Source organism: Pseudonocardia aurantiaca (assembly GCF_039526725.1).
GTDB lineage: Bacteria > Actinomycetota > Actinomycetes > Mycobacteriales > Pseudonocardiaceae > Pseudonocardia > Pseudonocardia aurantiaca.
Genome location: NZ_BAAAJG010000016.1, coordinates 150,608 through 177,149 on the forward strand (window position 1 = coordinate 150,608; position 26,542 = coordinate 177,149).

Annotated in this window: 25 protein-coding genes; 21 read left to right on the forward strand and 4 right to left on the reverse strand. The window is 72.5% G+C overall.

Annotated elements, in window-relative coordinates; all coding sequences use genetic code 11:
• The first annotated feature begins 105 nt into the window (after window positions 1–105).
• The 3 genes from ABD143_RS25215 to ABD143_RS25225 all read left to right on the forward strand — a co-directional run bounded on the left by ABD143_RS25215 (window position 106) and on the right by ABD143_RS25225 (window position 1,543).
• Entirely contained in the window at window positions 106–681 is a 576-nt protein-coding gene (locus tag ABD143_RS25215) for a dihydrofolate reductase family protein (protein WP_343983255.1), read from the forward strand.
• Between the two features lie 185 nt (window positions 682–866).
• A complete protein-coding gene (locus tag ABD143_RS25220) occupies window positions 867–1,121 on the forward strand; it encodes a type II toxin-antitoxin system Phd/YefM family antitoxin (RefSeq protein ID WP_343983258.1) in 255 nt (84 codons plus the stop codon).
• The gene (locus ABD143_RS25225) at window positions 1,118–1,543 is read left to right on the forward strand and encodes a type II toxin-antitoxin system VapC family toxin (protein WP_343983261.1); all 426 of its coding nucleotides are present in this window, start codon (window positions 1,118–1,120) and stop codon (window positions 1,541–1,543) included. The genes ABD143_RS25220 and ABD143_RS25225 overlap by 4 nt, the downstream gene beginning before the upstream one ends.
• 6 nt (window positions 1,544–1,549) lie before the next feature.
• On the opposite strand, the gene ABD143_RS25230 is transcribed toward ABD143_RS25225, so the two are convergent.
• Together ABD143_RS25230 and lat are read right to left on the reverse strand one after the other, a co-directional pair.
• Window positions 1,550–3,100: an aldehyde dehydrogenase family protein gene (locus ABD143_RS25230; RefSeq protein WP_343983979.1), complete on the reverse strand. Its 1,551-nt coding sequence runs from the start codon at window positions 3,098–3,100 to the stop codon at window positions 1,550–1,552.
• 2 nt (window positions 3,101–3,102) lie between these two features.
• Window positions 3,103–4,416, reverse strand: coding sequence for an L-lysine 6-transaminase (gene lat, locus ABD143_RS25235; RefSeq protein WP_343983264.1), 1,314 nt, complete (start codon window positions 4,414–4,416; stop codon window positions 3,103–3,105).
• Between the two features lie 81 nt (window positions 4,417–4,497).
• Here lat and ABD143_RS25240 point away from each other — a divergent pair, with 81 nt between their 5' ends.
• From ABD143_RS25240 to ABD143_RS25310, 15 genes are all read left to right on the forward strand, one after another.
• The gene (locus tag ABD143_RS25240; protein WP_343983268.1) at window positions 4,498–4,938 is read left to right on the forward strand and encodes an Lrp/AsnC family transcriptional regulator; all 441 of its coding nucleotides are present in this window, start codon (window positions 4,498–4,500) and stop codon (window positions 4,936–4,938) included.
• 43 nt (window positions 4,939–4,981) lie between these two features.
• Window positions 4,982–5,422 (forward strand): hypothetical protein, encoded by a 441-nt coding sequence (locus ABD143_RS25245; protein ID WP_343983270.1) that lies wholly within the window; start codon window positions 4,982–4,984, stop codon window positions 5,420–5,422.
• A 170-nt stretch (window positions 5,423–5,592) separates the two neighbouring features.
• Window positions 5,593–6,363 (forward strand): GntR family transcriptional regulator, encoded by a 771-nt coding sequence (locus ABD143_RS25250; RefSeq protein ID WP_343983273.1) that lies wholly within the window; start codon window positions 5,593–5,595, stop codon window positions 6,361–6,363.
• Window positions 6,363–7,307 (forward strand): ABC transporter permease, encoded by a 945-nt coding sequence (locus ABD143_RS25255; protein ID WP_343983275.1) that lies wholly within the window; start codon window positions 6,363–6,365, stop codon window positions 7,305–7,307. The genes ABD143_RS25250 and ABD143_RS25255 overlap by 1 nt, the downstream gene beginning before the upstream one ends.
• A 67-nt stretch (window positions 7,308–7,374) precedes the next feature.
• Window positions 7,375–8,262 (forward strand): ABC transporter permease, encoded by an 888-nt coding sequence (locus ABD143_RS25260; RefSeq protein ID WP_343983277.1) that lies wholly within the window; start codon window positions 7,375–7,377, stop codon window positions 8,260–8,262.
• Complete coding sequence (locus ABD143_RS25265; protein ID WP_343983280.1) at window positions 8,259–9,302, forward strand: ABC transporter ATP-binding protein; 1,044 nt, start codon at window positions 8,259–8,261, stop codon at window positions 9,300–9,302. Before ABD143_RS25260 ends, ABD143_RS25265 begins: the two co-directional genes overlap by 4 nt.
• On the forward strand, window positions 9,302–10,246 hold the full coding sequence (locus ABD143_RS25270) for an ABC transporter ATP-binding protein (RefSeq protein WP_343983282.1): 945 nt from the start codon (window positions 9,302–9,304) through the stop codon (window positions 10,244–10,246). Before ABD143_RS25265 ends, ABD143_RS25270 begins: the two co-directional genes overlap by 1 nt.
• 182 nt (window positions 10,247–10,428) lie before the next feature.
• Window positions 10,429–12,042: an ABC transporter substrate-binding protein gene (locus ABD143_RS25275; protein ID WP_343983284.1), complete on the forward strand. Its 1,614-nt coding sequence runs from the start codon at window positions 10,429–10,431 to the stop codon at window positions 12,040–12,042.
• 75 nt (window positions 12,043–12,117) lie between these two features.
• The gene (locus ABD143_RS25280) at window positions 12,118–13,710 is read left to right on the forward strand and encodes an amidase family protein (RefSeq protein WP_343983286.1); all 1,593 of its coding nucleotides are present in this window, start codon (window positions 12,118–12,120) and stop codon (window positions 13,708–13,710) included.
• On the forward strand, window positions 13,707–15,146 hold the full coding sequence (locus ABD143_RS25285) for an MFS transporter (RefSeq protein WP_343983289.1): 1,440 nt from the start codon (window positions 13,707–13,709) through the stop codon (window positions 15,144–15,146). The genes ABD143_RS25280 and ABD143_RS25285 overlap by 4 nt, the downstream gene beginning before the upstream one ends.
• Complete coding sequence (locus tag ABD143_RS25290; RefSeq protein ID WP_343983292.1) at window positions 15,143–16,579, forward strand: amidase; 1,437 nt, start codon at window positions 15,143–15,145, stop codon at window positions 16,577–16,579. Before ABD143_RS25285 ends, ABD143_RS25290 begins: the two co-directional genes overlap by 4 nt.
• Window positions 16,580–16,597: 18 nt before the next feature.
• Window positions 16,598–17,995 (forward strand): amidase, encoded by a 1,398-nt coding sequence (locus ABD143_RS25295; protein ID WP_343983295.1) that lies wholly within the window; start codon window positions 16,598–16,600, stop codon window positions 17,993–17,995.
• Between the two features lie 47 nt (window positions 17,996–18,042).
• Entirely contained in the window at window positions 18,043–18,243 is a 201-nt protein-coding gene (locus ABD143_RS25300; protein ID WP_343983298.1) for a hypothetical protein, read from the forward strand.
• Window positions 18,244–18,447: 204 nt separating this feature from the next.
• The gene (locus tag ABD143_RS25305; RefSeq protein ID WP_343983301.1) at window positions 18,448–20,982 is read left to right on the forward strand and encodes a DNA translocase FtsK; all 2,535 of its coding nucleotides are present in this window, start codon (window positions 18,448–18,450) and stop codon (window positions 20,980–20,982) included.
• A 189-nt stretch (window positions 20,983–21,171) separates the two neighbouring features.
• Window positions 21,172–22,089, forward strand: a complete 918-nt coding sequence (locus ABD143_RS25310; protein WP_343983304.1) for a YceI family protein — start codon at window positions 21,172–21,174, stop codon at window positions 22,087–22,089.
• Window positions 22,090–22,120: 31 nt separating this feature from the next.
• Here ABD143_RS25310 and ABD143_RS25315 read toward each other — a convergent pair whose 3' ends face one another.
• Window positions 22,121–22,930 carry an AraC family transcriptional regulator gene (locus tag ABD143_RS25315; RefSeq protein WP_343983307.1) on the reverse strand — a complete coding sequence of 270 codons (810 nt, stop codon included), beginning with the start codon at window positions 22,928–22,930 and terminating at the stop codon, window positions 22,121–22,123.
• 17 nt (window positions 22,931–22,947) lie between these two features.
• On the reverse strand, window positions 22,948–23,445 hold the full coding sequence (locus ABD143_RS25320) for an amino-acid N-acetyltransferase (RefSeq protein ID WP_343983310.1): 498 nt from the start codon (window positions 23,443–23,445) through the stop codon (window positions 22,948–22,950).
• A 54-nt stretch (window positions 23,446–23,499) separates the two neighbouring features.
• Here ABD143_RS25320 and rimO point away from each other — a divergent pair, with 54 nt between their 5' ends.
• The 3 genes from rimO to ABD143_RS25335 all read left to right on the forward strand — a co-directional run bounded on the left by rimO (window position 23,500) and on the right by ABD143_RS25335 (window position 26,250).
• Window positions 23,500–25,026 carry a 30S ribosomal protein S12 methylthiotransferase RimO gene (gene rimO / locus ABD143_RS25325; RefSeq protein ID WP_343983313.1) on the forward strand — a complete coding sequence of 509 codons (1,527 nt, stop codon included), beginning with the start codon at window positions 23,500–23,502 and terminating at the stop codon, window positions 25,024–25,026.
• Window positions 25,023–25,610: a CDP-diacylglycerol--glycerol-3-phosphate 3-phosphatidyltransferase gene (gene pgsA / locus ABD143_RS25330; protein WP_343983315.1), complete on the forward strand. Its 588-nt coding sequence runs from the start codon at window positions 25,023–25,025 to the stop codon at window positions 25,608–25,610. Before rimO ends, pgsA begins: the two co-directional genes overlap by 4 nt.
• Window positions 25,611–25,773: 163 nt before the next feature.
• A complete protein-coding gene (locus tag ABD143_RS25335) occupies window positions 25,774–26,250 on the forward strand; it encodes a helix-turn-helix domain-containing protein (protein ID WP_343983317.1) in 477 nt (158 codons plus the stop codon).
• The last annotated feature ends 292 nt before the right edge of the window (window positions 26,251–26,542 follow it).

The following is a 26,542-nucleotide window of genomic DNA, read 5'->3' on the forward strand; positions in this document are numbered from 1 at the left end:
CGAACTTCGAGCACCGAGAAGAAAAGGTCCGTCGGCCATGTCGAACGTGCGTGCCGGTCTTCGACGCTACAGGTGAGGAGATCAACTCGACTGTGAGGAGAAGCCATGCGCACCCTGATCACTACCGCCTTCGTCTCCCTGGACGGCGTCGTCGAGGCCCCCGGCGGGGAGGAGGGCTACCGCAACGCCGGCTGGACGTTCAAGGACATCGAGTTCTTGCCCGAGGCCTACGAACTCAAAGGCCGCGAGCAGGATGAGGCCGCCGCGATGATGATGGGCCGGGTCAGCTACCAGGCGTTCAGCCCGGTCTGGCCGACGATGACCGAGGACTTCGCCGGGTTCAACGCGCTGCCCAAGTACGTCGTGTCTTCCACGCTGAGCGACGACGACCTCGTGGACAACTGGGGCGAGACGAGCATCCTGCGGTCCCTGGACGAGGTGGCAGCCCTGAAGGCGACCGAGGGCGGGCCGATCATCGTCCACGGCAGCGCGACGTTGAACCGCAACCTGTCCGACGCGGGCCTGATCGACCGCTACCACCTGCTGGTGTTCCCGGTCCTGCTCGGCGCGGGCAAGCGGCTGTTCAGCGACTCCGACGTCGACAAGAGCACGCTGAAGGTGCTCGAGAGCGAGTCCTATCCCAACGGCATCCAGAAACTGGTCTACGACGTCGTCCACTGACCCCGCGGCATAGCCCGAAAGCGAAACCTCAGGTCCCACTTGGACGGTGGGACCTGAGGTTTTGCGGCCCTTCTTGTGGGTCTCGAAGCCCTCGTCGATGACGCCGTGTCGCTGTGCCGTCTCGCCGCCGACACTGGCAGAAGTGGCTACAATCGGCTGCACCAGTGTGACCACAGGGAGCGGCGATGGAGATCGGTATCCGCGAGTTGCGCGACAACCTGAGCAAACACCTCGCCGATGTCCGTGAGGGGCGCACGGTCACCGTCACCGACCATGGCCGGCCCATCGCGCGGATCGTTCCGGTCGAGCGGCTCACCCGCCTGGAGCAGCTCCGCGCCGAAGGGCGGGTGCGGCCCGCATCGCGGCGCAAGCGGCCGGCTCCTCAGCCCGTCGAGGGCGGCGGAACAGTCTCCGACCTCCTCCCCGAACAGCGACGGTGATCGGCTACCTCGACACGTCGGCGATCGTGCCGCTGCTGGTCGACGAACCGACAAGCGCGGCGTGCCGGCGGTTCTGGGACGACGCCGATGACGTGGTGTCCTGCCGCCTGGCGTATGTCGAGGCAGCGGCGGCACTGGCACAAGGGCGCCGCATGGGGCGCCTGGACGCGGCACGGCACGAGCAGGCACGCGAGCTCCTCGACGTGGTGTGGTCCGAGCTCGACGTGATCGAGGTCGACGATCGGCTGGTGCGAGCGGCAGCGGACGCGGCGCACGGGGCCGCGCTGCGTGGATACGATGCCGTGCACTGCGTGGCCGCTGAACAGCTGCTGGAGGACGACCTCGTGGCCGCGTCGGGCGACCGGCAACTGCTGCGCGCATGGCAGGAGCGGGGTGTGTCGGTCTATGACACCGCCGAGTAGCCGCGCCTACGGGAGTCGGAAGTCCGGGTCGCCTGCGACGGTCTGGGTGTCCATCTGGGCCTTCTGCAGCGTGCCGGCGTAGTCCCAGTTCATCGACTGCCAGCGGGTGAACTGGTCGAGCACCCACACCCCCGACTGGCGGCTGCCGTTGCCCGAGCGGCCGTTGCCCCCGAAGGGCAGGTGCGCCTCCGCACCGGACGTCGAGTTGTTGACGCTCACCATGCCCGCGCTCACCCGCTCCCGGAACCGGAACGCGTGCACGGGCGTGGACGTGTAGATCGACGCCGAGAGCCCGTAGCCGTGCCCGTTGGCGAGCTCCACGGCCTCGTCGAACTCCTCGAACGCCGCCACCCCCACCATCGGCCCGAACGTCTCGGTGTTCGCGATCTCGTCGTCGACGCGCACCCCGGCGACGATCGTCGGGTGGGCGTAGACGCCCGCCTCCGCGTCGCCTGCGAAGCCCTCCCGCGGGTTGGCGGCCGTGATGCGGCCGGTGCCGGTGGAGCCGTGCAGGGCGTGGTGCGGGCGGACCAGCCCCAGGTGGCGCTCGAACGCCTCCAGGAACCGCGCCGAGATCATCGGCCCGTACAGCACGTCCGACCGGGTCGGGTCGCCGATCACCGCGCCGCGGACGGCGGCGTCGAATCTGCGCAGGAACTCGTCGTGCACCGCCGCGTGCACGATCGCGGTGCCCAGCGACGTGCAGCGCTGGCCCGCCGTGCCGAAGCCGGAGAAGAGGGCTCCGTCGACGGCGAGGTCGAGGTCGGCGTCCGGCATGACGACCAGCGGGTTCTTGCCGCCCAGCTCCAGGCAAGGGGTCTGCAGGTGGCGCCCGGCCAGCTCCCCGATCCGCACGCCGACGGCGGACGAGCCGGTGAAGCCGATCTTGTCGACGAGCCCGGCGTCCAGTGCCGCGGCGAGGCCGTCGGACGTGGTGGGGCCGTCGGCGAGCACGGTGTTGAGCACACCCGCGGGCAGCCCGGCGCGGACGAACAGCTCGGTTAACGCGTGCGCGATCGCGGGCGTGTACTCCGCGGGCTTCCACACCACCGCATTGCCGCAGAGCAGCGCGGGCACGAGGTACCAGGACGGCACGGCGACCGGGAAGTTCCCTGCCGTGACGATCGCCGTCACTCCGACGGGCACGCGGAAGGTGAACAGCTGCTTGTCCGGCATCTCGCTCGGCACGGTCTGCCCGTAGAGCCGCCGTCCCTCGCCCGCGAAGAACGTGCAGGTGTCGATCACCTCCTGCACCTCGCCCAGCGACTCCGCCACCGGCTTGCCGATCTCGCGGGTGACGAGCGCTGCGAGCGCGTCCTTGTTGGCCTCGACCAGCCGGCCGATCTGCTCGATCACCCGCCCGCGCACCGGCGCCGGGACGGCGGCCCAGCCGCGCTGCGCCTCCCGCGCTGCGCGGCAGGCCTCGACGAACAGGTCGGCGTCGGCGAGCAGGGCCTCCGCCACGGGCATGCCGCGGGCAGGGTCGGTGGACTCCAGCCGGCCGCCGGGGGAGTCGTCGCGCCACTTGCCGTCGACGAACGACCCGATCTCCCGCATGGTCACGCCCGCACCGCCCGTGCCATGGCCGCGACGGCGAGGTCCAGGTCGTCCTCAGTGATGGTCAGGGCGGGCCGGAACCGGATCGAGCGCTCCCCGCCACCGAGGATCAGCACGTGCTCGGTGCGGTGCAGGTGGGTGAGCGCCGCGTCGCGCGCCTCGGCGCGCGGCAGGTCGAGCGCGACGAACAGGCCGCGGCCGCGCACGTTGTCGACCCCCGGGATCGCCGCCAGCCCGTCCAGCAACCGCTTGCCGAGCACTGCGGCCCGCTCGATCAGCCCGTCCGACTCCATCACCTCCAGGTAGCGCCGCGACCGGACCATGTCGGTGAGCCCGCCGCCCCACGTCGAGTTGATCCGGGACGGTACGCGGAACACGTTGTCGGGCACCTCGTCCACGCGCCCGCCCGCCATGATCCCGCAGACCTGCAGCTTCTTGCCGAACGCCACGACGTCGGGCTGGAGGCCGAGCTGCTGGTAGGCCCACGCGGTGCCGGTCATCCCGCCACCGGTCTGCACCTCGTCGAGCACGAACAGAGCCGCGTGCTCGTGGCAGAGCGCCTGCATCGCGCGCAGGAACTCACCCCGCATGTGGTTGTCACCGCCTTCGCCCTGGATCGGTTCGGCGATGAAACACGCGATGTCGTGCGGATGCGCGGCGAAGGCTGCGCGGGCCTGCGTGAGTGCCTTGTGCTCGGCGGCCTCGACCTCCGCGACGTCCATGGGGAACCGGATGGCGGGGACGTCGATGCGCGGCCAGTCGAAGGTCGGGTAGAGCGCCGTCTTCACCGGCTCGGTGTTGGTGAGTGACATCGTGTAGCCGCTGCGGCCGTGGAACGCCCGCCGCAGGTGCAGCACCTTCGTGCCCAGCTCGGCCTGCCGCCCGTGCAGGGCGTTGTGCCGCCGCTTCCAGTCGAACGCGGTCTTCAGCGCGTTCTCCACCGCCATCGCCCCGCCCTCGACGAGGAACATGTGCGGCAGCGCCGGATCGCCGAGCACCCGCTGGAACGTCTCGACGAACGCCGCCATCTGCACCGTGTAAATGTCCGAGTTGGACGGCTTGTTGACCGCCACCTCGGTGAGCTCGGCTAGGAAGGCCGGATCCTCGGTCAGCGCGGGGTGGTTCATCCCCAGCGGAGCAGAGGCGAAGAAGCTGAACATGTCCAGGTGGCGGGTGCCGTCGCGGGCGTCGACAAGCCAGGACCCGCGGCTCGCGCGGGTGTCGAGCACGAGGTCGAAGCCGTCCACGAGCATGTGGCGACGCAGTGTCTCGTGAACGCGGGTCGCGTGGACGGGCGCGGGCTGGGTCACGGGCATGGGTCAAGTGTCTTGACGCGATCCTGACGACGCACGACGCCGAGCGTCGGTTTTGGGCGGCGAAGTGCCACCATGTCCGCCGTGACGCCGACGGATCGTCAGCTCGACGACCTGGACCACAGGTTGCTCGTGCTCCTGACCGCAGACGGGCGCGCGCCGATCGCGAAGCTGGCGCGCAGCGTCGGGCTCTCTCGCACCGCCGTGCTCGCGCGCGTCCAGCGCCTCGAACGGGACGGGGTGATCCGCGGCTACCACGCCGAGATCGTGATGCCGGGTGCGGCCGCGGCACACCGGGCCAGGGTCGGGATCGTCGTCCGCACGTCGGATGTCGCCGGGTACGTCCGGCGGCTCGGGGGGCTCACCGGCCTCAGCGAGGTGGAGACGGTGACCGGCGAGTACGACCTGATGGTGCTGGTCACGGCCGCGACGGCAGGGGAGCTGGACGCGGTGCTCGACCGGATATCCGGCTGGCGCGAGACGGTGCGGACCACAACCTGGGTGGTGCTGACCCGGTACGCGTGACCGGACCTGGGTACCCCACCGGCTCCACCTTCGAGGAGGCGTCATGGCACCGACTCGCACGCTCCGCCAGCTCCCGATGCGCCTGACCGCAGGGGCCTACATCGTGAACACCGGCGTCGAGAAGTGGCAGGCCGACGAGCAGACTGCCGCCGAGCTGCACGGTTTCGCTGCCACCGCCTATCCGTTCGTCAAGAAGATGGACGCGCGGACCTTCCTGAAGGTGCTCGCGGGCACCGAGATCGCGCTCGGCGCCGCCCTGGTGCTGCCGGTCGTTCCCGCGCTGGTCGCGGGCATGGGGCTGACGGCCTTCTCGGCCGGGCTGCTCGGGCTGTACGTGCGGGTGCCCGGCATGCGGCAGCGGGGCAGCCTGCGGCCGACCCAGCAGGGCGTCCCGCTCGCGAAGGACGTGTGGCTCCTCGGCATCGGTACCGGGCTGGTTGTGGATGACCTCACCTCGCGGGACGTTGTCCCGCCCGAGAAGTGATCAACTTGCGGGCGTGAGTCCCGGCGAATCGCCCGCGTATCCGGCGTTTCGGTGATGTATCCGCGCATCGCCGCAGCTCACGCCCCGTCTCATCGGCGGGTTTCCGGCTTAACGATGGCGTTACGGCGTCGGCCTGTCAGAGGACACTGGGGTTACGCACTGTAATCCCCATGCCGCAGCCCAGGATCGATCCCCGCACCCAGCGCCGGTCCCGTGCCGCTCGGCGGGTCCGCGACCTGCTCCGCGCCGCCATCATCCACGAGGAGTTCCCGGCGGGAGCGCTGCCTGGCGAGGCCGAGCTGATGCTGTCTTTCTCCGCCAGCAGGCAGGTCGTCCGAGACGCGCTGGCGCTGCTGCGCGATGAGGGCCTCGTCAAGCGCGTCCAGGGGACGGGGACGTTCTCGGTGGCTTCGAAGGTGCGCCACGACTTCGGGCACCTGCACGGCCCGCCGCGCACAGTGGCGTCGAACCGGGTGCTCGGGGTGAGCCGGGAGACCGCCGCCCCGCGGGTGGCCGACCGGCTGCAGATTCCGCGTGACTCGACATGCGGTGTCGTCGAGTACCTCACCTCGCTCGACGACGAGCCGTACTACGTCTGCACCGCCTACGTCCCGCTGTGGCTGCTGCCCGCGGTGGAGCGTGGTTCGGAGGTCGCGGAGTGGTACGCGGTGTACGAGGCCGCAGGGCACGAGCTGGGCGTGAGTGACTGGGCCGTCGAGGCCACGCTGGCCGACGAGCTCGTGGCCGGTCTCCTCGACATCGTCCCGGGCGCGCCACTGATGCTCTTCGAGCGGCTCATCCGCGACGCGGCCGGCCGGCCGCTCGAGTACGGCGTCTCGCGCGTGCGGGGCGACCGGATCGCCCTGATCACCCAGCTCCCTCGGCGCGACCTCCCCCTCGAGGTCCCCGTGCCGCGGCAGCCGCTGCGAGAGGAGGTGTGATGCTCACGTTCGTCGGACGTCGGCTGCTGACTGCCATCCCGATCCTGCTCGGGGTCTCGATCGTCGTCTTCATCACGATCAAGATCATCCCCGGGGACCCGGTCGCGTCGCTGCTGGGACCGACCGGCTCGGCGGAGGCGCGCGCGGCGCTCACAGAGCGGCTCGGCCTGAACGACCCGCTGCCGGTGCAGTACTTCGCCTGGCTCGGGCACACCGCGGTCGGCGACTTCGGCACCAGCATCGCGCGCCGCAGCGACGTCGCGCCGATGGTGCTCGACGCGCTGGTGAACACCCTGATCCTGACGGCGGCCGCGGCACTGCTCGCGATCGTGCTCGGGGTGGTGGTCGGGGCGCTGACGGCGCTGCGCCGCACCGGGCCGCTCGCCCGCATCGGCAACGCGTTCGCGCTGTTCTCGATCTCGGTGCCGCAGTACTCGGTCGGCCTGCTGCTGATCATCTACCTGGCTGCGGGCGCCGGGCTCTTCCCGGTCAGCGGGATGTACAACCCCGGCGGTGACGGCGGCTTCGTCGACCTGTTCAACCACCTCATCCTGCCCGCCGTCACCGCGGCGCTCGTGCCCGCCGGGATCATCGCCCGGATGTTCCGCTCGGCGGTCCTCGACGTAATGAGCATGGACTTCGTCGAGGCGCTCACCGCCCGTGGGCTCTCCCGCCGCCGGGTGATGGTGCACGCCTTCCACAACACGGTGCCGTCGCTGCTCACCGTGGCCGGCCTGCAGATCGGCTACCTGCTCGGCGGTGTGGTGTTCGTCGAGGCGGTGTTCGCCTGGCCCGGAATCGGCCTGCTCGTCTACCAGTCGATCAGCCAGCGCGATCTGCCGGTGATCCAGGCGGGCGTGCTCCTGTCGGCGCTGGCGTTCGTGCTGCTCAACCTGCTGGTCGACGCCCTGCACGCGGTCGTGGACCCCCGCATCCGCACCTAGCCCAGAACATCCCCGTCCCGTACGGCAGCGCCGCCGCCCCCCGACCGCGGCTCCAGGAGACGAAGAGATGACCGCCCTTACCGAGGCGCCCGCACTGGCGAGCGCTCCGCCCACCACCGACGGCGTGCCCAGGCGCCGCCGCCGGATGACCCTCAGCGCCCGGATCGCGGGCGGCGTCGTGCTCCTGATCGCCGCCGTCGCGGTGGTCGGACCGTTCCTCGTCGCCGACCCGCTCGCAGGCAACCCGGCGCAGCGCCTGCTGGCCGCCGGAACCGACGGCCACCTCCTCGGCACCGATGGGCAAGGCCGCGACGTCCTCGCCCGCCTCGTCGACGGCACCCGCCTCTCGCTGCTCGCCGGCCTCGTCCCGGTGCTGTTCGCGGCCGTCGTCGGCACCGGCCTCGGCGTGGCGGCGGGCCTCGCCGCGAAATGGGGCCACCGGCTGATCATGCGCACGCTCGACGTGTTCTACGCCTTCCCCGCGGTGCTGCTCGCGATCGCGATCGCGGCGGCGCTGGGCTCGGGCATCTCGAACTCGATCATCGCGCTGGCGGTGATTCTGGTGCCGCCGGTGGCGCGGGTCGCCGAGACCGAGACGCGCCGCCTGGTCGACCTCGACTACATGGAGGCCGCGCGGGCCAGCGGCGCCACCCGGTTCGCGATCGCGGTGCGCCAGGTCCTGCCCAACGTCGCACCGCCGGTGGTCGTCTACTGCACGGCGCTGATCGGGCTCTCGATCGTCTACGCCGCTGGCCTGAGCTTCCTCGGGCTGGGTGTCTCCCCGCCCACGGCCGAGTGGGGGCTCATGGTCAGCGACCACACCCAGTACATCTACTCGGCGCCGTTCCTCGCCGCGATCCCGGCCGTCGCGATCCTCATCGCCTCCGTCGCGTTCAACGTGCTCGGCGACTGCCTGCGCGACCTGCTCGACGTGCGCGGGGAGGCGAGGGTATGACCGCCACGGAGACGGTGCCGGCCCCCGCCACCGCGGACGGACCTGCGAGCGCGGTCCTGCCGCTCGAGGTCACCGACCTGACGACGACGTTCGTCGGGCGCGACCGGCGGATCCCCGTCGTGCGCGGGGTGTCGTTCAGCCTGCAGCGCGGCGAGACGCTGATGCTGCTCGGCGAGAGCGGCAGCGGGAAGTCGGTGACGGCCCGCTCGATCATGCAGCTGTACGGCTTGTCCGCGGAGCTCGGCGGAAGCGTCCGGATGAACGGCCAGGAGCTGCTCGGCCTGCCCGAGCCGAAGCTGCAGAACATCCGCGGCGGCCAGATCGCGCTGGTCCCGCAGGACCCGACGGGGGCGCTGGACCCGCTGCGGCGGATCGGCTCCCAGCTCACCGAGGTGCTCGGCGTGCACGGGATCGAGCGCGTGCGCAAATCCGCGCGGCGCCGCGCTGAGGAGCTGCTCGCGATGGTCGGCATCCCCGACCCGAAGCGGGTGGCCGACAGCTACCCGCACGAGCTGTCGGGCGGGATGCGGCAGCGAGCGGTGATCGCCATCGCGGTGGCATGCGACCCGCAGGTGCTGATCGCTGACGAACCCACCACAGCCCTCGACGTCACCGTGCAGGCGCAGATCCTGGAGCTGATCGCCGAGCTGCAGCAGCGGCTGGGCACCGCCGTGCTGATGGTGACCCACGACGTCGGCGTCGCAGGCGACTTCGGCGGCCGGATCGGCGTGATGTACGCGGGACGGCTCGTGGAGGAGGGCCCGGCGGCGCAGGTGCTGTCCGCGCCGCGGCACCCGTACACAGCGGGGCTGCTCGACTCGCTGCCCGCGCCCGGTGTGGAGCGCGGCGCGCTGCGCTCGATCGTCGGCGCGCCGCCGGGAGTCGGCGCGTTCCCGCCCGGCTGCGCGTTCGCCCCGCGCTGCCCGCAGGCCCGGCCCAGCTGTTCGGAGGACGACCCGCCGCTCCTCGCCGTGGCCGACGGCCGCTCGGCCGCCTGCCCCGTGGCGAACCCGACCCCCGACGGCAAGGCGGCCGCGTGATGGGAGAGGTGCTGCTGGAGGCGTCCGGGCTCACCAAGACGTTCGGCAACGGCGTGCGGGCCGTCTCGGACGTGTCGCTGACCGTGGGCCGGGGCGAGACGCTCGGGGTGGTCGGCGAGTCGGGCTGTGGCAAGTCGACGACCGGGAAGATGCTGCTCGGGCTGCTCGCGCCCGACAGCGGCAGCGTCAGGTTCGACGGCGTCGACCTGGCGGGCCTGGGCCGGCGGGAGATGCGGGCCTTGCGGGCGCGGCTGCAGGTCGTGCCGCAGAACCCGCAGACCTCGCTCAACCCGCGGCTCACCGTGCGCTCGTCGATCGAGTTCAACCTGCGCGCGCACGGCGTCGAGCGGGCGGCGCGGCGCCCGCGGGTGCTGGAGCTGCTCGAGCGGGTCGGGCTCACCGCGGCGCAGGCCGAGCGGTTCCCGCACGAGCTGTCCGGCGGGCAGCTGCAGCGGGTGGCCATCGCGCGGGCGCTCGCCACCTCACCCGACCTCGTGGTTTGCGACGAGGCGGTGTCCGCGCTGGACAAGAGCGTGCAGGCGCAGGTGCTCAACCTGCTGGCCGACCTGCAGCGCGAGACTGGCGTGGCGTTCCTGTTCATCTCCCACGACCTGGCCGTGGTCGAGCACATCTCCGACCGCGTCGCCGTGATGTACCTGGGCCGGGTGGTCGAGCTCGCCCCGGCTGCCCAGCTCTGGGCCGACCCGCAGCACCCCTACACGGCCGCCCTGCTCTCGGCCACGCCCGGCCAGGGCCGGGAGCGGATCGTGCTGTCCGGGGAGCTGCCCAGCCCGGCGAACCCGCCGTCGGGATGCGGGTTCCGCACCCGCTGCCCGGTGCTGCAGGACGTCTGCTCCACCGAGTGGCCCGCGCTCACGCCCGCTGCTCCCGGACACAGCGCCGCCTGCGTCCACGTCGGAGAGCCTGCCGCCGTGCCCGCCTGACCCCGACTCGCGCGCACCCAGACCCCGACTCGCGCGCACCCAGACCCCGACTCGCGCGCACCCAGACCCCGACTCGCGCGCTCACACCCCGACTCGCCGGTCGTCGATGACCCCTGCCCTGCCTTGCCCTTGATTGCCCCCGCCTGCCGCCTGCTCCGCCCCCTCGCCCCGGAGGAACGACCGTGTCCCGCATCCGCAAGCCCGACCGGCCGCTGCGCCGTCGCCCCGTCCTGATCACCGCACTAGCCGCCGTGCTGGCGAGCCTGCTCGCGGCGTGCGGCGGCAGCGCCACCGCGGGGGGCGGCGCCGACAACACCCTGATCATCGGCATGACCGCGTCCGACATCCCCGTGCTCGACACGGGGCTGGCCCAGGGCCAGGGCTACGAGGGGCTGCGGTTCGTCGGCAACCAGCTCTACGACGGCCTCACCAAGTTCGACCTGACCCAGGGCACCGAGATCCCGAAGATCGTGCCGGCGCTCGCCGAGTCGTGGGAGCCCAACCCCGACCTCACGAGCTGGACGTTCCACCTGCGGCCCAACGTGACGTTCCACGACGGGACCCCGTGGAACGCCGACGCCGCCATCTTCAACCTGGAGCGCTACACCGACAAGAACAGCCCGAACTTCTACCAGGAGCTCAACGCGCAGGGCGGGCTCTCGGTCGCCGGAATCAAGACCTTCTCCAAGGTCGACGACCTGACGATCCAGATCGACACCAACGGCCCGTGGTCCTACCTGCCCACCGACCTCGCCACGGTCTACTTCGGCAGCCCGACGGCGATCAAGGCAGTCGGGAACCAGGCCTTCGCCGAGCACCCGGTCGGCACGGGGCCGTTCAAGTTCGAGTCGCTGGAGCGGGGCCAGCGACTCGTGATGACCAAGAACGAGAACTACTGGAACGGCGCGCCGAAGGTCGACAAGGTCATCCTGCGGCCCATCCCGGACCCGACGGCCCGCGTCGCCGCGCTGCGCTCCGGTGAGGTCAACTGGATCGAGGTGCCGCCGCCGGACGACGTGCCGAGCCTGCAGGGGCAGGGCTACCAGGTGCTCATCAACTCCTACGACCACATCTGGCCCTGGGTGTTCAACATGACGAAGGCGCCGTTCGACAACCCGAAGGTCCGCGAGGCGCTGAACTGGGCGATCAACCGCCAGTCGCTGGTCGACAACATCCTCAAGGGCACGGCCGAGCCCGCCAACGGGTTCGCGCCGCGAGCCAATGCCGCGTACCGGCCCGCGAACGACGTCTACGGCTACGACCCGGCCAAGGCCAAGCAGCTGCTCGCCGAGGCGGGCTACCCCAACGGCTTCACGATGACGCTGTCCTACCCGACCAGCGGCTCCGGCAACATGGTGCCGACGCCGATGAACACGGCGCTGCAGGCCGACCTCGCGGCCGTCGGCGTCGCCGTGGAGCTCAAGCCCATCGAGTGGGCGGCGATGCTCAACGACTTCTTCGTCGGCAACATCCCGGACAACGCCGATGCGCTGAACATCTCGCTGTCCTACCAGCAGGAAGGGTTCTGGCGCAGCTGGTTCGGGACGCAGTCGGCCATCAACGCGGGCAAGTACTCCAACCCGCAGGTCGACGCCCTGCTGGAGCAGGCCCGCACCGTGCTCGACGGCAGCGCGCGCTCCGACATCTACGCGCAGATCGCCGCGATCCTCGGCAAGGACTCCCCGTGGCTCGTCGTGGTCGACGACAAGAACCCGCGGGTGCTCGCCGCCAACGTCCACGGGTTCGTGCAGCCGCAGTCCTGGTTCGCCGACCTCACGACCCTCTCGGTCGGCTGACCAGTCCCGGTGGCGGGCACACGCCTCCGCGCCCGCCATCGGCCCACCACCGCTACTCCAAAGAAGGAGATCGCCATGGGCACGCCCCGAGGACGGATTCGCGGATTCGTCCGCCGCCCCACTCCCGAGCAGGTCACCGCGCTCGGCGCCACCGAGCACCTCGCGCTCACCCCGCGCGAGGCCCAGCAGTACGCCGAAGTGCTCGACCAGGTGCTGGCGGGCGTCGATCGGATCGACGAGCTCGCCGCGCCCGTCGCGCCGCTCGCGTTCACCGACCGCGACCCCGGCGGGCCGCCTGCCGACGCAGACGACCCGTTCCACGCGTTCGTGCGGCGCTGCCACGTCAAGGGCGCCCCGGAGGGGCCGCTCGCCGGTCTCACCGTGGGCGTCAAGGACAACCTGGCGGTTGCAGGCGTCCCCATCACCAACGCGTCGCGCACCCTGAGCTACACCCCCACCACCGACGCCGTCGTGGTCGAGCGCCTGCTCGCCGCGGGTGCCGCCATCACCGGCAAGACCAACCTCGACGACTTCTCCACCTCCGGGACCGGCGAGTCCAGCTGGTACGGCCCGGCCCGCAACGCCGTGGACCCGGCCCGCTCGGCGGGCGGCTCGTCCGGCGGGTCCGGCTCCGCCGTGCGATCCGGCGCGGTCGACCTCGCGATCGGCGTCGACGAGGGCGGCTCGGCGCGCATCCCGGCGTCGTTCAACGGCGTGGTGAGCATCAAGCCGACCCAGGGCCTCGTCCCCTCGCACGGCCTGACGTACATGGACCACACGATCGACGCGGTGTGCCCGATCGCGCGGACTGTGGAGCTCACCGCGCGGATGCTCGACGTGATGAGCGGGCACTCCGACCGCGACCCGCAGTGGGTGCGTGGGCGGCCTGAGCCGACGAGCTCGGCCGACGTGCTCGCCGCGGGCGTCGACGGGATGCGGGTCGGCGTGGTGGCCGAGGGCCTGGCGCCGGGGCTCTGCGAGCCGGGCGTCGAGGCGGGGTTCGAGGAGGCCTGCGGCGCGCTGCGGGCGGCCGGCGCCGACGTCGTCCCTGTGTCGGTGCCGCTGTGGACCGACGCGTGGGCGATCGAGACGACGCTGCTGCTGCACCTGGCCTGGCTCAACGCGCAGACCGACGGGGCCGGCTACTCGCACCTCGGCGAGGTGGACGTCGAGCGGACCCACGCGTTCGGCCTCGTGCGCAGGCTGGAGGCCGACGGGTTCCCGCCGTTCTTCAAGGTCTGGCTCCTGGGCGGGCGCTATCTGCACGACAGTTACTTCTCCACCTACTTCGCCAAGGCCGCGAACCTGCGCCGCGCGCTCACCGCCCAGATCGACGTCGCGCTCACCGACCTCGACCTGCTCGTGACGCCCACGACGCCGCAGGTCGCCCCGGTGCTGCTGGACCGTCCGGCCGAGGACCCCGAGCTGCTCGTGCGCGGCACCACGATGGTCGCGAACACGTGTGTGCTCAACCTGTCCGGCCACCCGGCACTCGCGGTGCCCAGCGGTGTCGACCCGGGCACCGGGATGCCCACGTCGATCCAGATCGTGGCGCCGCACTGGGAGGACGCGCGGACCTTCCGGGCAGGTGCGGTCGTCGAGGCTGCCGTCGGCATGACGCCGGGGGACGGCGCACCCGCGGTGGCCCCACAGCCCGTGGCGCAGTGACCGCCGGGAGCGTCCCTCGGACTGCACCCCGCCAGACGGCACCCGACCAGCGGTCCCTGCGCAGGCGCTTCCACGGCGTCGTCCTGCTCGCCGGCGTCGGGTTCGGGTTGACCGCCCCGTTCACCGCCCTGCTGGTGACGGCGCTCGGCGGGCACCCTGCGTGGGCGGCGTACGTCGTGGCGTCGATGGGGCTCTCGCTCCTGCTCGTCGACGTCTCCGGCACCCGGTTCGTCCCGCGCCTGGAGTCCCGGGCGGCGCTGACGGCGTCGATGCTCGTGTTCGGCGTCGGATCCCTGCTCTCCGCCGTGACCACGAGCTGGGTGGTGGTCGGCCTGGCCCGGGTGCTGCAGGGCTTCGGCGCGGCGCTGTTCATGGGCGGCGGGGTGCTGCTCGCCGTCCGGCTCGCCGATGAGGAGGAACACGGCGGCGCGATCGGAACCTTCAACGCGGCGTGGTTCGCCGGCGTCGCGTTCGGGCCGCTCGGCGGCGGTCTCGTCGCGGCGACGGTGCCCGGCGCGGACGGGCTCCGCCTGCTGTTCGCGGTGTGCGCCGTGGTGAACGTACTCGGCGCGGTCGCCGCCTGGAGGCTGCTGCCGCGGGTGCCCTCGAGGCTGCGGCCGCGCATCGGGCTGCCGCGTGGGCTGGGGGTGCGCGGCGCCCGCCGCTGGTCGGTACTCGTGCTCGCGGGACTCGGCCAGGCCGTGCGCTCCGGCCTGGCGCTCACCCTCATCCCGCTGCTCGGCGAGCAGCTCGGCATGGGCTGGGTGCCGCTCGGGACCGCGCTGTTCGCCCTCGCGGTGGCCGACGTCAGCGTCATGCACTTCGGCACCCGGTGGGCCGACCGCCGGGGCCGGCGGGTGCCGCTCGCGCTCGCCCTCGCCTGGGGCGCGCTCGTCACCGCTGGGCTCGCCGCCGTGGGCGACCCCGTGCTGTTCACCCTCGGCGCCCTTGCCGCAGGCGTCACCGTCGGCGCCACCTGGGTGCTGCCTGTCGCCATGACCGTCGACCTCGCCGCCGACCGGGAGCCCGCGCTCGCCGCCTACCGGATCGCGAGCGACGTCGGAATGCTCGCCGGCGGCCTACTGGCCGGAGCGGGCATCGCCGCGGCAGGCATCGACGGCGCCCTGCTCGGCATGGCCGGCCTGCTGCTCGCGGGCCTCGTCCTGGCCCTTGCCGTCGGAGAGACGGCTTCTCGACCCACGTCCGCACCGCCACTGGAGGAACCCGTGCCCCTGCCGCCGATCGAGCAGTTCGCCGTGCTCGCTGACAACCAAGACATCTCCCTCACCCCGGAACGGCTCGCGCAGGCCCACGCCGCGCACACCCGCTACCGGGCCGACCTGGAGCGCCTGCGCGCGCTGCCGCTGCCGTTCACCGAGCCGGTGACCGAGCCGTCGACCGCGCTCGCCTGGATCCAGCAGGGAGGCCGCCCGTGACCGCCGCGCCCGAGGTGACCGACCTCGCCGGTCTTGCCGACCTCACCGCCTCCGAGCTGCTCACCCGCTTCGCCGCCGGCACGGCCACGCCGACGCAGGCGCTCGAGGCCTGCCTGGTCCGGATCGGGGCCACCGAGCCGCACGTCAATGCCGTGATCACGCTGCTCGCCGACCGGGCGCGGGCGCAGGCCGCGGAGTCCGACGCCCGCTGGGCGGCCGGGACCGCCCGCCCGCTCGAAGGGGTCCCCTACGCGCTGAAGGACATCGTGGCCACGGCCGGGATCCTCACCACGGGCGGCTCCGCGCTCTACCGCGAGTTCGTCCCCGAGGCCGACGCCGCGCTCGCCGAGCGGCTCGCCGACGCCGGAGGCGTGCTGGTCGCGAAGCTGGCGACCTACGAGTTCGCCTGCGGCGGCGCGGTGAACAAGACGTTCGGCAACACCCTCAACCCCTGGGACCCGACCCGCACCACCGGCGGCTCGTCGTCGGGGTCGGGGGCGTCGGTTGCGGTGGGACAGGTGCCGCTCGCCATCGGCACCGACACCGGCGGCTCCATCCGCATCCCGAGTGCCTTCTGCGGCCTGACCGGGATGAAGGCCACCTACGGCCGGGTGCCGCGGCACGGCGTCATGGGCCTGTCCTGGACGATGGACCACGCCGGGCCGATGACCCGCAGCGTCGCCGACTGCGCCCTGATGCTCGACGTCATCGCGGGCCCTGATCCTCGTGACCCCACGACCCTCCCGGCCGAGGACGCCCCGTTCACCGCCGCCCTCGAGCGCGACGTGGCCGGGCTGCGCGTAGCGCGCGCCCGCGGGTATCTCGAGGCCGAGATGCACCCCGGGGTCGCCGAGGCCTACGAGCAGGCGCTCGCCGAGCTGGCCGCGCTCGGCGTCGAGATCGTCGACGTCGAGCTGCCCACGTTCGACCTCGCCGCCGTCGCGGGCTGGTGGATCATCTACGCGGAGATGCTCTCCCTGCACGAGGGGCACGCGGAGCACATCGAGGACCGCGACGAGATGGGCGCATCCCTGCTCGGCGCGGCCCCGTTCGTCAGCGCCGCCGACTACCTGCGGGCCCTGCGCCTGCGCCCGCTGTTCCAGCAGGAGCTCGCGGCCGCGATGGCCGGCTGCGCTGCGCTCGTCACGCCCGCGATGACGGCGCTGCCGCCGGTGATCGCCCCCGAGATGGTCTCCGACCTCGGCGACCGGACCGTGCCGTGGCTCGATGCGGCCTGCCGCACGCAGGTGCCGTTCAACCTCACCGGCAGCCCCGCGCTCGTCCTGCCGTCCGGCCTGGTCGACGGGATGCCCGTGAGCCTGCAGCTCGTCGGCCACCCGCGCGACGAGGCCTCGCTGTTCGCCATCGGCGCGGCCTACCAGCGGGCCACCGACCACCACCTCCGCCGTCCGCCGGTCCCGGCCGCGGTCTGACACATCCAGGGAGAGCAGATGCACCTTACGATCGCTGAGGCCGCCGCGGCGCTGCGCGCGGGGGAGACCACCTCCGTCGCGCTCACCGAGGCCACCTACGCAGTCGCCGACGCCCACGACGAGGAGCTGGGCGTCTACCTGGCGCGTTTCGACGAGACAGCGCTGGCCAGGGCCGCGCAGGCCGACGCCGAGCTCGCCGCAGGCGTCGACCACGGGCCACTGCACGGGATCCCGATCGGGGTCAAGGACATCATCGCCACCGACGAGGGCGTGACGACCGCGCAGAGCCTCGTGCTCGACCGCTCCTGGGGGGAGATGGGCGACGCGCCCGTCGTGGCCCGGCTGCGCGCGGCGGGTGCGGTGATCACGGGCAAGACCACGACGATGGAGTACGCCATCGGCACGCCCGACCCCGAGAAGCCCTTCCCGATCCCGCGCAACCCCTGGCACACCGAGCACTGGACTGGCGGGTCCAGCTCCGGCACCGGCGGCGGCGTGGCGGCAGGCATGTTCCTCGGCGGGCTGGGCACCGACACCGGCGGGAGCATTCGCTACCCGGCCACCAACTGCGGCATCACCGGGCTCAAGCAGACGTTCGGGCGCGTGCCCAAGTACGGCTGCGTCCCGCTCGGCTACAGCTACGACCACATCGGCCCGATGGCCCGCAGCGCGCAGGACTGCGCCCTGATGCTGCAGGTTCTGGCCGGGCACGACCCGCGGGACGCGACGTCGGTGGACATGCCGGTCGGGGACTACACGTCGGGGCTCACGGGCTCGCTGGAGGGCGTCCGGATCGGGGTGGACCCGCTGATGGAGCGCTCCTCCTTCACCGTGCCCGAGCTCGCCGAGGTGCTCGACGCCGCCGTGGCGGAGCTGACGGCGGCAGGCGCCACCGTGGTGCCCGTCGAGCTGCCCCTCTACGCGGAGCTGACCACCGCGACGATGATCGGGATGGCCGCGGAGGCCTATGCCTACCACCGGCCCGACCTGCAGTCGCGGTGGAACGACTACGGCGCCGGCACCCGGATGGCCGTGGTCGGCGGGGCACTCGTCCCGAGCGGCGACTACGTGCAGAGCCAGCGCGTGCGCCGCGTGGGCCAGCGCGCCATCGCAGGCGTGTTCGCCGACGTCGACCTGATCATCACCCCAACCAGCGGCTGCGGCGCCCCGCACCTGGAGAAGCTCTCCTTCGAGTCGATCATCGACGCCCTGCACACCCCGTACTGGAACGCGCTGGGCAACCCGGCGATGTCGGTGCCCATGGGCTTCACGCGCAGCGGCCTGCCGCTCGGGCTGCAGATCGCGGGCCGCCCGTTCGAGGAGGCCGCCGTGCTCGCCGCCGGGCACGCCTACCAGCTGCGCACCGACTGGCACCTGCGGGTGCCGCCCCTGGTGGCCCAGACGGCCGCCGCCTGACCGCCTGTCCAGTTCGCTTTGTCGACTGCCTGAGAGAGGAACCCGCTGTGGAAGCCGATCCCGCCCAGCTCGTCCCCGCCCAGCTCGTCCCCGCCCTGCTCGCCGCCGCCAGCATCAGCCCGTCGGCGGAGGAGGTGGCTTTCATGATCGCTGAGTTCCCCGCGAGGGCGACGGCGATCGAGGCGCTGTACGCCGTGCCTGAGGCCCGTTACGAGGAGCCCGGTCTGGTGTTCCGCGCCTCGCCCTGAGCGGTGCCGACCGGCCGCACCTCCACGGCGAGCACGAGCAGCTCGGGCACGCCGTCCCCCCGGCCAGGTGATACCAGCTGGTGGTGGTCGACACCGCCGGGGTGCCCTCGGAGGGGGTCGGGGGTGACCGGGTGATCACGGACCGGTCGGCCGGGGGCGAGTCGATACCCGAGTCGATCACCCGTCCCGGCTACCGTAGGCGCCATGGCGGGGCGGACCGGGACGACGAGCGGAACGGGCCGGGGCTCGGGCGGCCGGGGGGCGAGCCAGCGGGCGGGCGCGTCGCGGTCCGGCGCGCGCCGCTCGTCCGGCTCCACCAGGAAACCCGCGGCCCGCAGGCCCGCGCCCAAACGCGGTCCCGACCTGGTCGACCGCGGCATCGACGGCGTCGGCCGGGGCATCGCGAAGCTCGGCCGGGCCGTGGGCCGCGCCGTCGGGCGCACCCGCGAGCTCGACCCCGAGCACCGCCGCGACGGGCTCGGGGTGGTGCTGCTCGTGCTCGGCGTGGTGGCCGCCGCCGGGATCTGGTGGGGCGCAGGCGGGCCGGTCGGGCACTGGTCCTCCGCCGCCGTCGGCGCGGTCGTCGGGATCGGGGCCGTCGTGCTGCCGGTGCTGCTGGTCGCCGTCGGGGTCGTGCTCATGGGCACGCAGGCGCACCCGGAGTCGCGCCCGCGGGTGGCTGTCGGCTCGCTACTGCTCGCACTCGGCGTGCTCGGGCTGGTCCACATCTTCGCCGGGCGGCCGGACGACCCGGCGCTCTGGTCGCACGGCGGGGGAGCGCTGGGCTACCTCGCCGCAACTCCGCTCGCCACCGGCCTCACTTCGTGGGTCGCTGTGCCCGTGCTCGTGCTGCTGTCCGGGTACGCGTTCCTCGTGCTTACCGGCACACCCGTCCGGGAGGTGCCGCGCCGCGTCCGCAGGCTGCTCGGCCAGACCGTCGACGAGCCCCTCCCGGACGCGCCCGCCGCCGACCCTGTCACGGGCACGCCGCCCGTCGCGCTGAGGCGTCCCTCGCGCCGGCGGCAGGCCTCGCGCACGGCCGACGTCTACCGCGACGGTCTCGACGAGATGTCGGACGGCGCCGACCCCGCAGACCCCGCCGACCGCGCGGACCCGGCGGCCGCCGCCGCGCCGTCGCGCGCGAAGCGCCCCCCGGCCAGCGTCCCGGCCACGCCGCCCGCCGAGGCCGAGCCCGAGGGTGCGGTGGGGGAGCAGCTGCGCCTCACAGTGCAGCCATCGGCCGAGGGCGAGGAGCCCTACAAGCTCCCGCCGAGCGATCTGCTGCCCACGGGGCCTGCGCCCAAGACCCGCAGCCGCGCCAACGACGCCATGATCGAGTCGATCACCGCGGTGCTCGACCAGTTCTCCGTCGACGCGCAGGTCACCGGGTTCACTCGCGGCCCGACCGTCACCCGCTACGAGATCGAGCTCGGCCCGGCCGTCAAGGTCGAGAAGATCACCCAGCTCAGCAAGAACATCTCCTACGCCGTCGCCACCGACAACGTCCGGATCCTCGCGCCGATCCCGGGCAAGTCGGCCGTGGGCATCGAGGTGCCCAACACCGACCGCGAGATGGTGCGCCTCGGCGACGTCCTGCGCTCGGGCAACGCGCGTGCTGAGCAGCACCCGCTGGTGATCGGGCTGGGCAAGGACATCGAGGGCCACTTCCTCGTGGCGAACCTGGCGAAGATGCCGCACCTGCTGGTGGCAGGCTCCACGGGCTCCGGGAAGTCGAGTTTCGTCAACTCGATGCTGGTGTCCCTGCTCAGCCGGGCCACGCCCGACGAGGTGCGGATGATCCTCATCGACCCCAAGATGGTCGAGCTGACGCCCTACGAGGGCATCCCGCACCTCATCACACCCATCATCACCCAGCCGAAGAAGGCGGCGTCCGCGCTGGCCTGGCTCGTGGAGGAGATGGAGCAGCGCTACCAGGACATGCAGGCCAACCGGGTGCGTCACGTCGACGACTTCAACCGGAAGGTGCGCTCCGGCGAGATCACGGCGCCGCTGGGCAGCGAGCGCGAGTACCGGCCCTACCCGTACATCCTCTGCATCGTCGACGAGCTTGCCGACCTCATGATGACCGCGCCGCGCGACGTCGAGGACGCGGTGGTGCGGATCACGCAGAAGGCCCGCGCCGCCGGCATCCACCTGGTGCTCGCCACGCAGCGCCCCTCGGTCGACGTGGTCACCGGGCTGATCAAGACGAACGTGCCGTCGCGGCTCGCGTTCGCGACGTCGTCGCTCACGGACTCGCGCGTCATCCTCGACCAGCCCGGGGCCGAGAAGCTGATCGGCATGGGCGACGGGCTCTACCTGCCCATGGGGGCGGGCAAGCCGGTCCGCATGCAGGGCGCCTTCGTGGGCGACGAGGAGATCGCGTCCGTCGTCGCGTTCACCAAGGACCAGGCCGAGCCCACCTACACCGAGGGCGTCACCGTGCAGAAGGCCGGTGAGGCCAAGGAGATCGACCCCGACATCGGCGATGACCTCGACGTGCTACTGCAGGCGGCCGAGCTGATCGTCACCTCGCAGTTCGGGTCCACGTCGATGTTGCAGCGCAAGCTCCGGGTCGGTTTCGCGAAGGCCGGGCGGTTGATGGACCTGTTGGAGTCCCGCGGCATCGTCGGGCCGTCGGAGGGGTCGAAGGCACGCGACGTGCTGATCAAGCCCGACGAGCTGGAGAGCGTCCTGTGGCTGATCCGCGGCGGCGGGCCGTCGGACGACGAGGACTGAGCCACCCGAACGAGTGAATGCCGTCGGTCGAGCGGGGGTGTGCGCTCACCGCACGCATAACTTCTGACTACCTTGAGTGATCTTGTCACCCGGTAGGGTGAGTCGGCTGGCGGCGGCACAGACCGACCGCGCTCCCCGCTCATCCCCGATGCGGTCCCGTCTGCCGGCAGCTCAATCAGGTATGACGACGTGGAAGGGTTCCAGCGGATGCTCTGGAGCAAACGCCGCCGACGGCAGCGGCGGCAGGACAGCAGTGGCAGGCATGCGGTGGTCCCGATCCCGCTGACCGGCGGAATGGTCAGCGGTGAGGTGCGGGACGAGGCGGGTAAGCCGCTGGCCGGTGCCGAGATCTCGATCTTCGACCGCTCCAGCAAGCGCGCCGCGCACACCGAGACCGACGCCTACGGCATGTTCGTCGCCGCGCTGGTGCCCGGGAACTACCGGGTGCACGTCGAGGCAGGCGGCTACGAGTCCGTGATCCAGCGTGTGGAGGTCGACTGGGGCACGCACCTCGCGCTCGGCCGGCTCACGATGGCCCCCGACGAGACGCTCACCACACCTGTGCCCGGGGTGTGGACGATCGACCCCTCGCACTCGGCGATCCGGTTCGTCGCCCGTCACCTCGCGCTGTCCCGGGTGTACGGCCAGTTCCTCGAGTTCTCCGGGCAGATCCGCATCGCCGAGCGCTTCGAGGATTCCCACGCCGAGGTCCTCATCGAGGCCGCGAGCATCTACACCAACGCCCCGAAGCGCGACGAGCACCTGCGCTCGCCGGACTTCCTCGACGTCGAGCGGTACCCGAAGCTGCATTTCACGAGCCACCGCTTCACTCGCGCCGGCGGCAACAAGTGGCTGATCGACGGGGAGCTGACGCTGCACGGCATGACGGCCGACGTCCAGCTCGACACCACCTACCTCGGCATGCAGGAGTGGTACGGCGTCCGGGCCGGCTGCGTCGCCACGACGGAGCTGCACCGTGAGCACTTCACGGTCAACTGGCAGTACATGCTCGCCAACGGCGTCCCGGTCGTGGGCTCGACGATCGAGATCCAGCTCGACGTGCAGGCCACGCTGCCCGGCGGCAAGATCGACTGGAGCCAGGGCTGACCCTGTGCCGGTCAGGCCAGGTCAGGTCAGGTCAGGGCGTGCGTTCGGCCAGCCACGCGGTTGCGGTGAGCCCGGCGAGGTCGCGGAAGTCGCGGGAGAGGTGGGCCTGGTCCACGTACCCGGCGTCCGCGGCCACGGCCGCCAGCGGCGGGCGGCCGGGCTCCAGCAGCCGGTCGCGGGCCCGTTCGAAGCGGATCACGCGGGCCGCCGCCTTCGGAGCGAGCCCCGTCTCCGCGCGGAACACCTCGGCCAGGTGGCGCCTGCTCCAGCCGACCTCGGCGGCCAGCACCTCGATCCGGAGGTTGCCGCCGGTCTCCGCCAGCCGGTCCCACGCGTAGCCGACCTCCGGCCGCACCCCCCGCTCACCACGCCCGGCCGCCGCCAACCGCATCAGCTCGTCGTCGAGCAGCGCGAAGCGCTCCGGCCAGCCGGACGCGCAGGCGAGCCGGTCCAGCAGCGTGCCGGCACGTCTCCCGAGCAGCGCCGCAAGGTCCACCGTGTCGCCCGCGAGCCGGCCGGCCGGCAGACCCAGCAGCGCGCGGGCCCCGCGCCACGTGAGCCGCAGCTGCACGCCCGTCTGCGGGTCGCCCTGCGCGATCTCCGCGGGCCCGTCGTGCAGCCCGCCCACCATCGCGACGAAGGCGCCCGGCGGTTTGCTCCGGTCGGCGTTGGCGAGCAGCTCCACCCGCCCGTCGAGGCACAGCAGGAACGTCAGGTGGGCCGAGGCCGCACCCTGGTGCGTGGACGGCGGAGCGGCCTCCTGCCGGTAGCCCGCGTATGCGCTGACGTACGCGCGGAGGGCGGGAGCCGGATCCCGCTCCCACATCTGGAATCCGGGCATCGCCGCAGGTTACGCCACTAAAGGTGCAGGAGCATCCGCACGTTGCCGAGGGTGTTGGGCTTGACGTGCGCCAGGTCGAGGAACTCCGCTACACCGGCGTCGTAGGAGCGCAGCATCGCCGCGAACACGTCCGGCTCCACCGGCGTGCCGTCGATCTCGGCGAACCCGTGCCCCGCGAAGAACTGCTTCTCGAACGTCAGCACGAAGATCCGCTTGAGCCCGAGCCCACGAGCCCCCTCGAGCAGCGCCGCCACGATCGCGTGGCCGGCCCCCCGGCCGCGGACCCGCGGGTGCACCGCAACCGTGCGGATCTCGCCGAGGTCCTCCCACAGCACGTGCAGCGCGCCGCAGCCGACGACCTCACCGTCCAGCTCGGCGACCAGGAACTCCTGCACCGACTCGTAGAGGGTGACGGTCTCCTTGGCGAGCAGCACGCGGCCCGCGTACTCGTCCACGAGCTGCCTGATCGTCCTGACGTCGGCGGTCCGGGCCCGCCGCACGGCCACCGTTGCCACGACAGAACAGGCTAGTCTGCGGCCCGATCACCGGTGCCGGATACCCTGGGCTCCGTGCCAGAGCCACGCCGCGACGACGCCCGCACCGCTGAAGCTCCGCGGCGTGCCGCCCTCGTCACCCTCGGGTGCGCCCGCAACGAGGTCGACTCCGAGGAGCTGGCCGGCCGGCTCGCCGGCAGCGGCTGGGAACTGGTGGACGCCGACGGCGACGCACCGGCGGACGTCATCGTCGTCAACACCTGTGGCTTCGTCGAGCAGGCCAAGAAGGACTCGATCGACACGCTGCTCGCGGCGTCCGATGCCGCGCAGGGCACCGGGGCCAAGGTCGTCGCGGTCGGGTGCCTCGCCGAGCGCTACGGCGCCGAGCTGGCCGAGAGCCTTCCCGAAGCCGACGCCGTGCTCGGCTTCGACGCCTACCCGGATCTCGCCGAGCGCCTCGCCGACGTGATCGGCGGGCACGCCCCCGCGCCGCACGCCCCGGTCGACCGCCGCACCCTGCTCCCGCTCACCCCGGTCGAGCGGCCCGCCGCGGCCGCCGACGTCGCCGTTCCCGGCCACGCCTGGGTCACCGGGCTGTCGATCTCGGGCCCGGGCCGCACGCGCCTGTCCGACGGGCCCGTCGCGCCGCTGAAGCTCGCCTCCGGCTGCGACCGCCGGTGTGCCTTCTGCGCCATCCCGTCCTTCCGCGGCGCGTTCGTCTCACGCGCCCCTGACGATGTCGTGGCCGAGGCCGCGTGGCTCGGCATGCAGGGTGTGCGCGAGCTGATGCTCGTCAGCGAGAACTCCACGTCGTACGGCAAGGACCTGCCAGGGGGCACGCGGGCGCTGGTCCGGCTGCTGCCGCGGCTGGCGAACGTGCCGGGGATCGACCGCGTGCGGCTGTCCTACCTGCAGCCCGCGGAGATGCGCCCCGACCTGGTGCAGGTCATCGCCACCACGCCCGGCGTCGCGCCCTACTTCGACCTGTCGTTCCAGCACGCGAGCCCCGCGGTGCTGCGCCGGATGCGCCGCTTCGGCTCCCGGGAGGACTTCCTCGCGCTCTGTGCCCAGATCCGCACGCACGCCCCGGAGGCGGGCATCCGCAGCAACGTCATCGTCGGGTTCCCGGGCGAGACGGAGGCCGACCTCGTGGAGCTGGAGGCGTTCCTCACCGGCGCCCGGCTCGACGCCGTCGGCGTCTTCGGCTACTCCGACGAGGACGGCACCGAGGCCGAGGGCTACGACGGCAAGCTGCCGGCCGAAGAGGTCGCGGCGCGGGTGGCGCGCATCTCCGCGCTGGTGGACGAGCTGATGGCGCAGCGCGCCGAGGACCGCGTCGGCACCGAGGTGGAGGTCCTGGTCGAGGCGGCCGAGGACGAGGACTTCGAATGCACCGGCCGGGCCGCCCACCAGGCGCCCGAGGTCGACGGCGAGTGCGTGTTCGAGCGCGGGTCCGGTCTGGAGGTGGGTGACATGGTGCGGGCGGTCGTCGTGGGTACCGAGGGCGCCGACCTCCTGGTCTCGGCGCGTGAGCCGCTGCCGCGCAGCCAGATCGCGACCGGGGATCTCGCGCGGGCCGGGGCCGCCCGGGTGTCGGGGTGAGCTCTGCGCAGGCGACGCCGCCGCCGTTGCTGAACATCGCCAACGCCCTCACCGGGGTCCGGCTCCTGCTCGTCCCGGTGTTCCTCGTGACGCTGCTCGCGGAGGACGGCGCCAGCACGGGCTGGCGGCTCGCCGCCACGGGCGTCTTCACACTCGCGGCCATCACCGACCGCTTCGACGGCGAGCTGGCGCGCAGCCGCGGGCTCGTCACGGCGTTCGGCACGATCGCCGACCCGATCGCGGACAAGGCCCTCACCGGTTCGGCACTGGTCGGCCTCTCGATGCTGAGCATCGTGCCCTGGTGGGTCACCGTGGTGATCATGGGCCGGGAGGTCGGCGTGACCGTCCTGCGGTTCTCGGTGCTGCGCCACGGGATCATCCCCGCGAGCCGCGGAGGCAAGGCGAAGACGCTCGTGCAGGCCATCGCGATCGGGCTCTTCCTGCTGCCGCTCACCGAGCTGCTCGGGGCGTCCGCCGCGATCGACTTGCTGCGCTGGACGGTGCTCCTGGTGGCCGTGGGCCTCACCGTGGTCACCGGGGTGGACTACGTGCTGCGAGCGGCGCGGCTGCGCGCCTCGACGTAGGCGCCCGCGTCCGACACCCCTGACGATCCCGTGCTGGGGCTCGTGTTCGCCCTGGGCGGACGCGACCGGCCGCGTCGCCCGGCGACGCCACCCGCCCGTTGTCGGTACGGTGATCTCACCGGCAGCGTTCCCGTGTGGCCGGTGCGACGACGAGGAGGCTCGTATGGCGGTGCTGATGCGCGAGGCGATCGGCGGCAGCCTGCGGCGGGCCCGTACGTCCCGCAGGCGGACACTGCGCGAGGTGTCGCGGCGTGCCCGCGTGAGCCTCGGGTACCTGTCCGAGGTGGAGCGCGGCCGCAAGGAGCCCTCCAGTGAGCTGCTCGCGGCCATCTGTGAGGCGCTCGAGATCGCTCTGAGCGACCTGCTCGCGGAGGCCGCGGAGGCCATCGCCGCCGAGGCCGCCCAGGTGACGGCCGTCGAGACCGCGCGGCTGCGCCGTCCCGTCGGGCTGCGGCACATGGAGCTGCGGTTCGCCGGATCCGAGGAGGCACCCGCGCCGCTGCCCGTCAGTAGCCCGGTCAGCCCCGTCGCGCCCGTGTCGCCCATTCCATCGCCGCTGCCGGCGCACGCCCCGCAGCCTGCCGCCGCCCCGCAGCCCGTGGCGCTGAAGCCCGTCGGCCCGGTCTGCGCCGCCGCCTGACGCCGTCACCCGTCCCACCTGCGGCGCGCGCCCACCCGGCGGGCGCCGCTCGTGTTCTGCACCGGACTCCCGCGTCTCACGGGAATCCACCGGGCGCTGGTGGGGGCGGTAGCCTGGAGTTCGGGGTCGCCCCGACGGCGACCTCCGGATGATCCCCGATATCGTCGGCGATCGCTGGAAGCCGGGCCGATCCGGTGCCACGATGGGGTGCACCCGCAACGCAGCCCGGGCGGCGCGGTACAACGGACAAGCAGCACAACTGACACGCAGCGGCGAGCGGCGTCGCACTCGG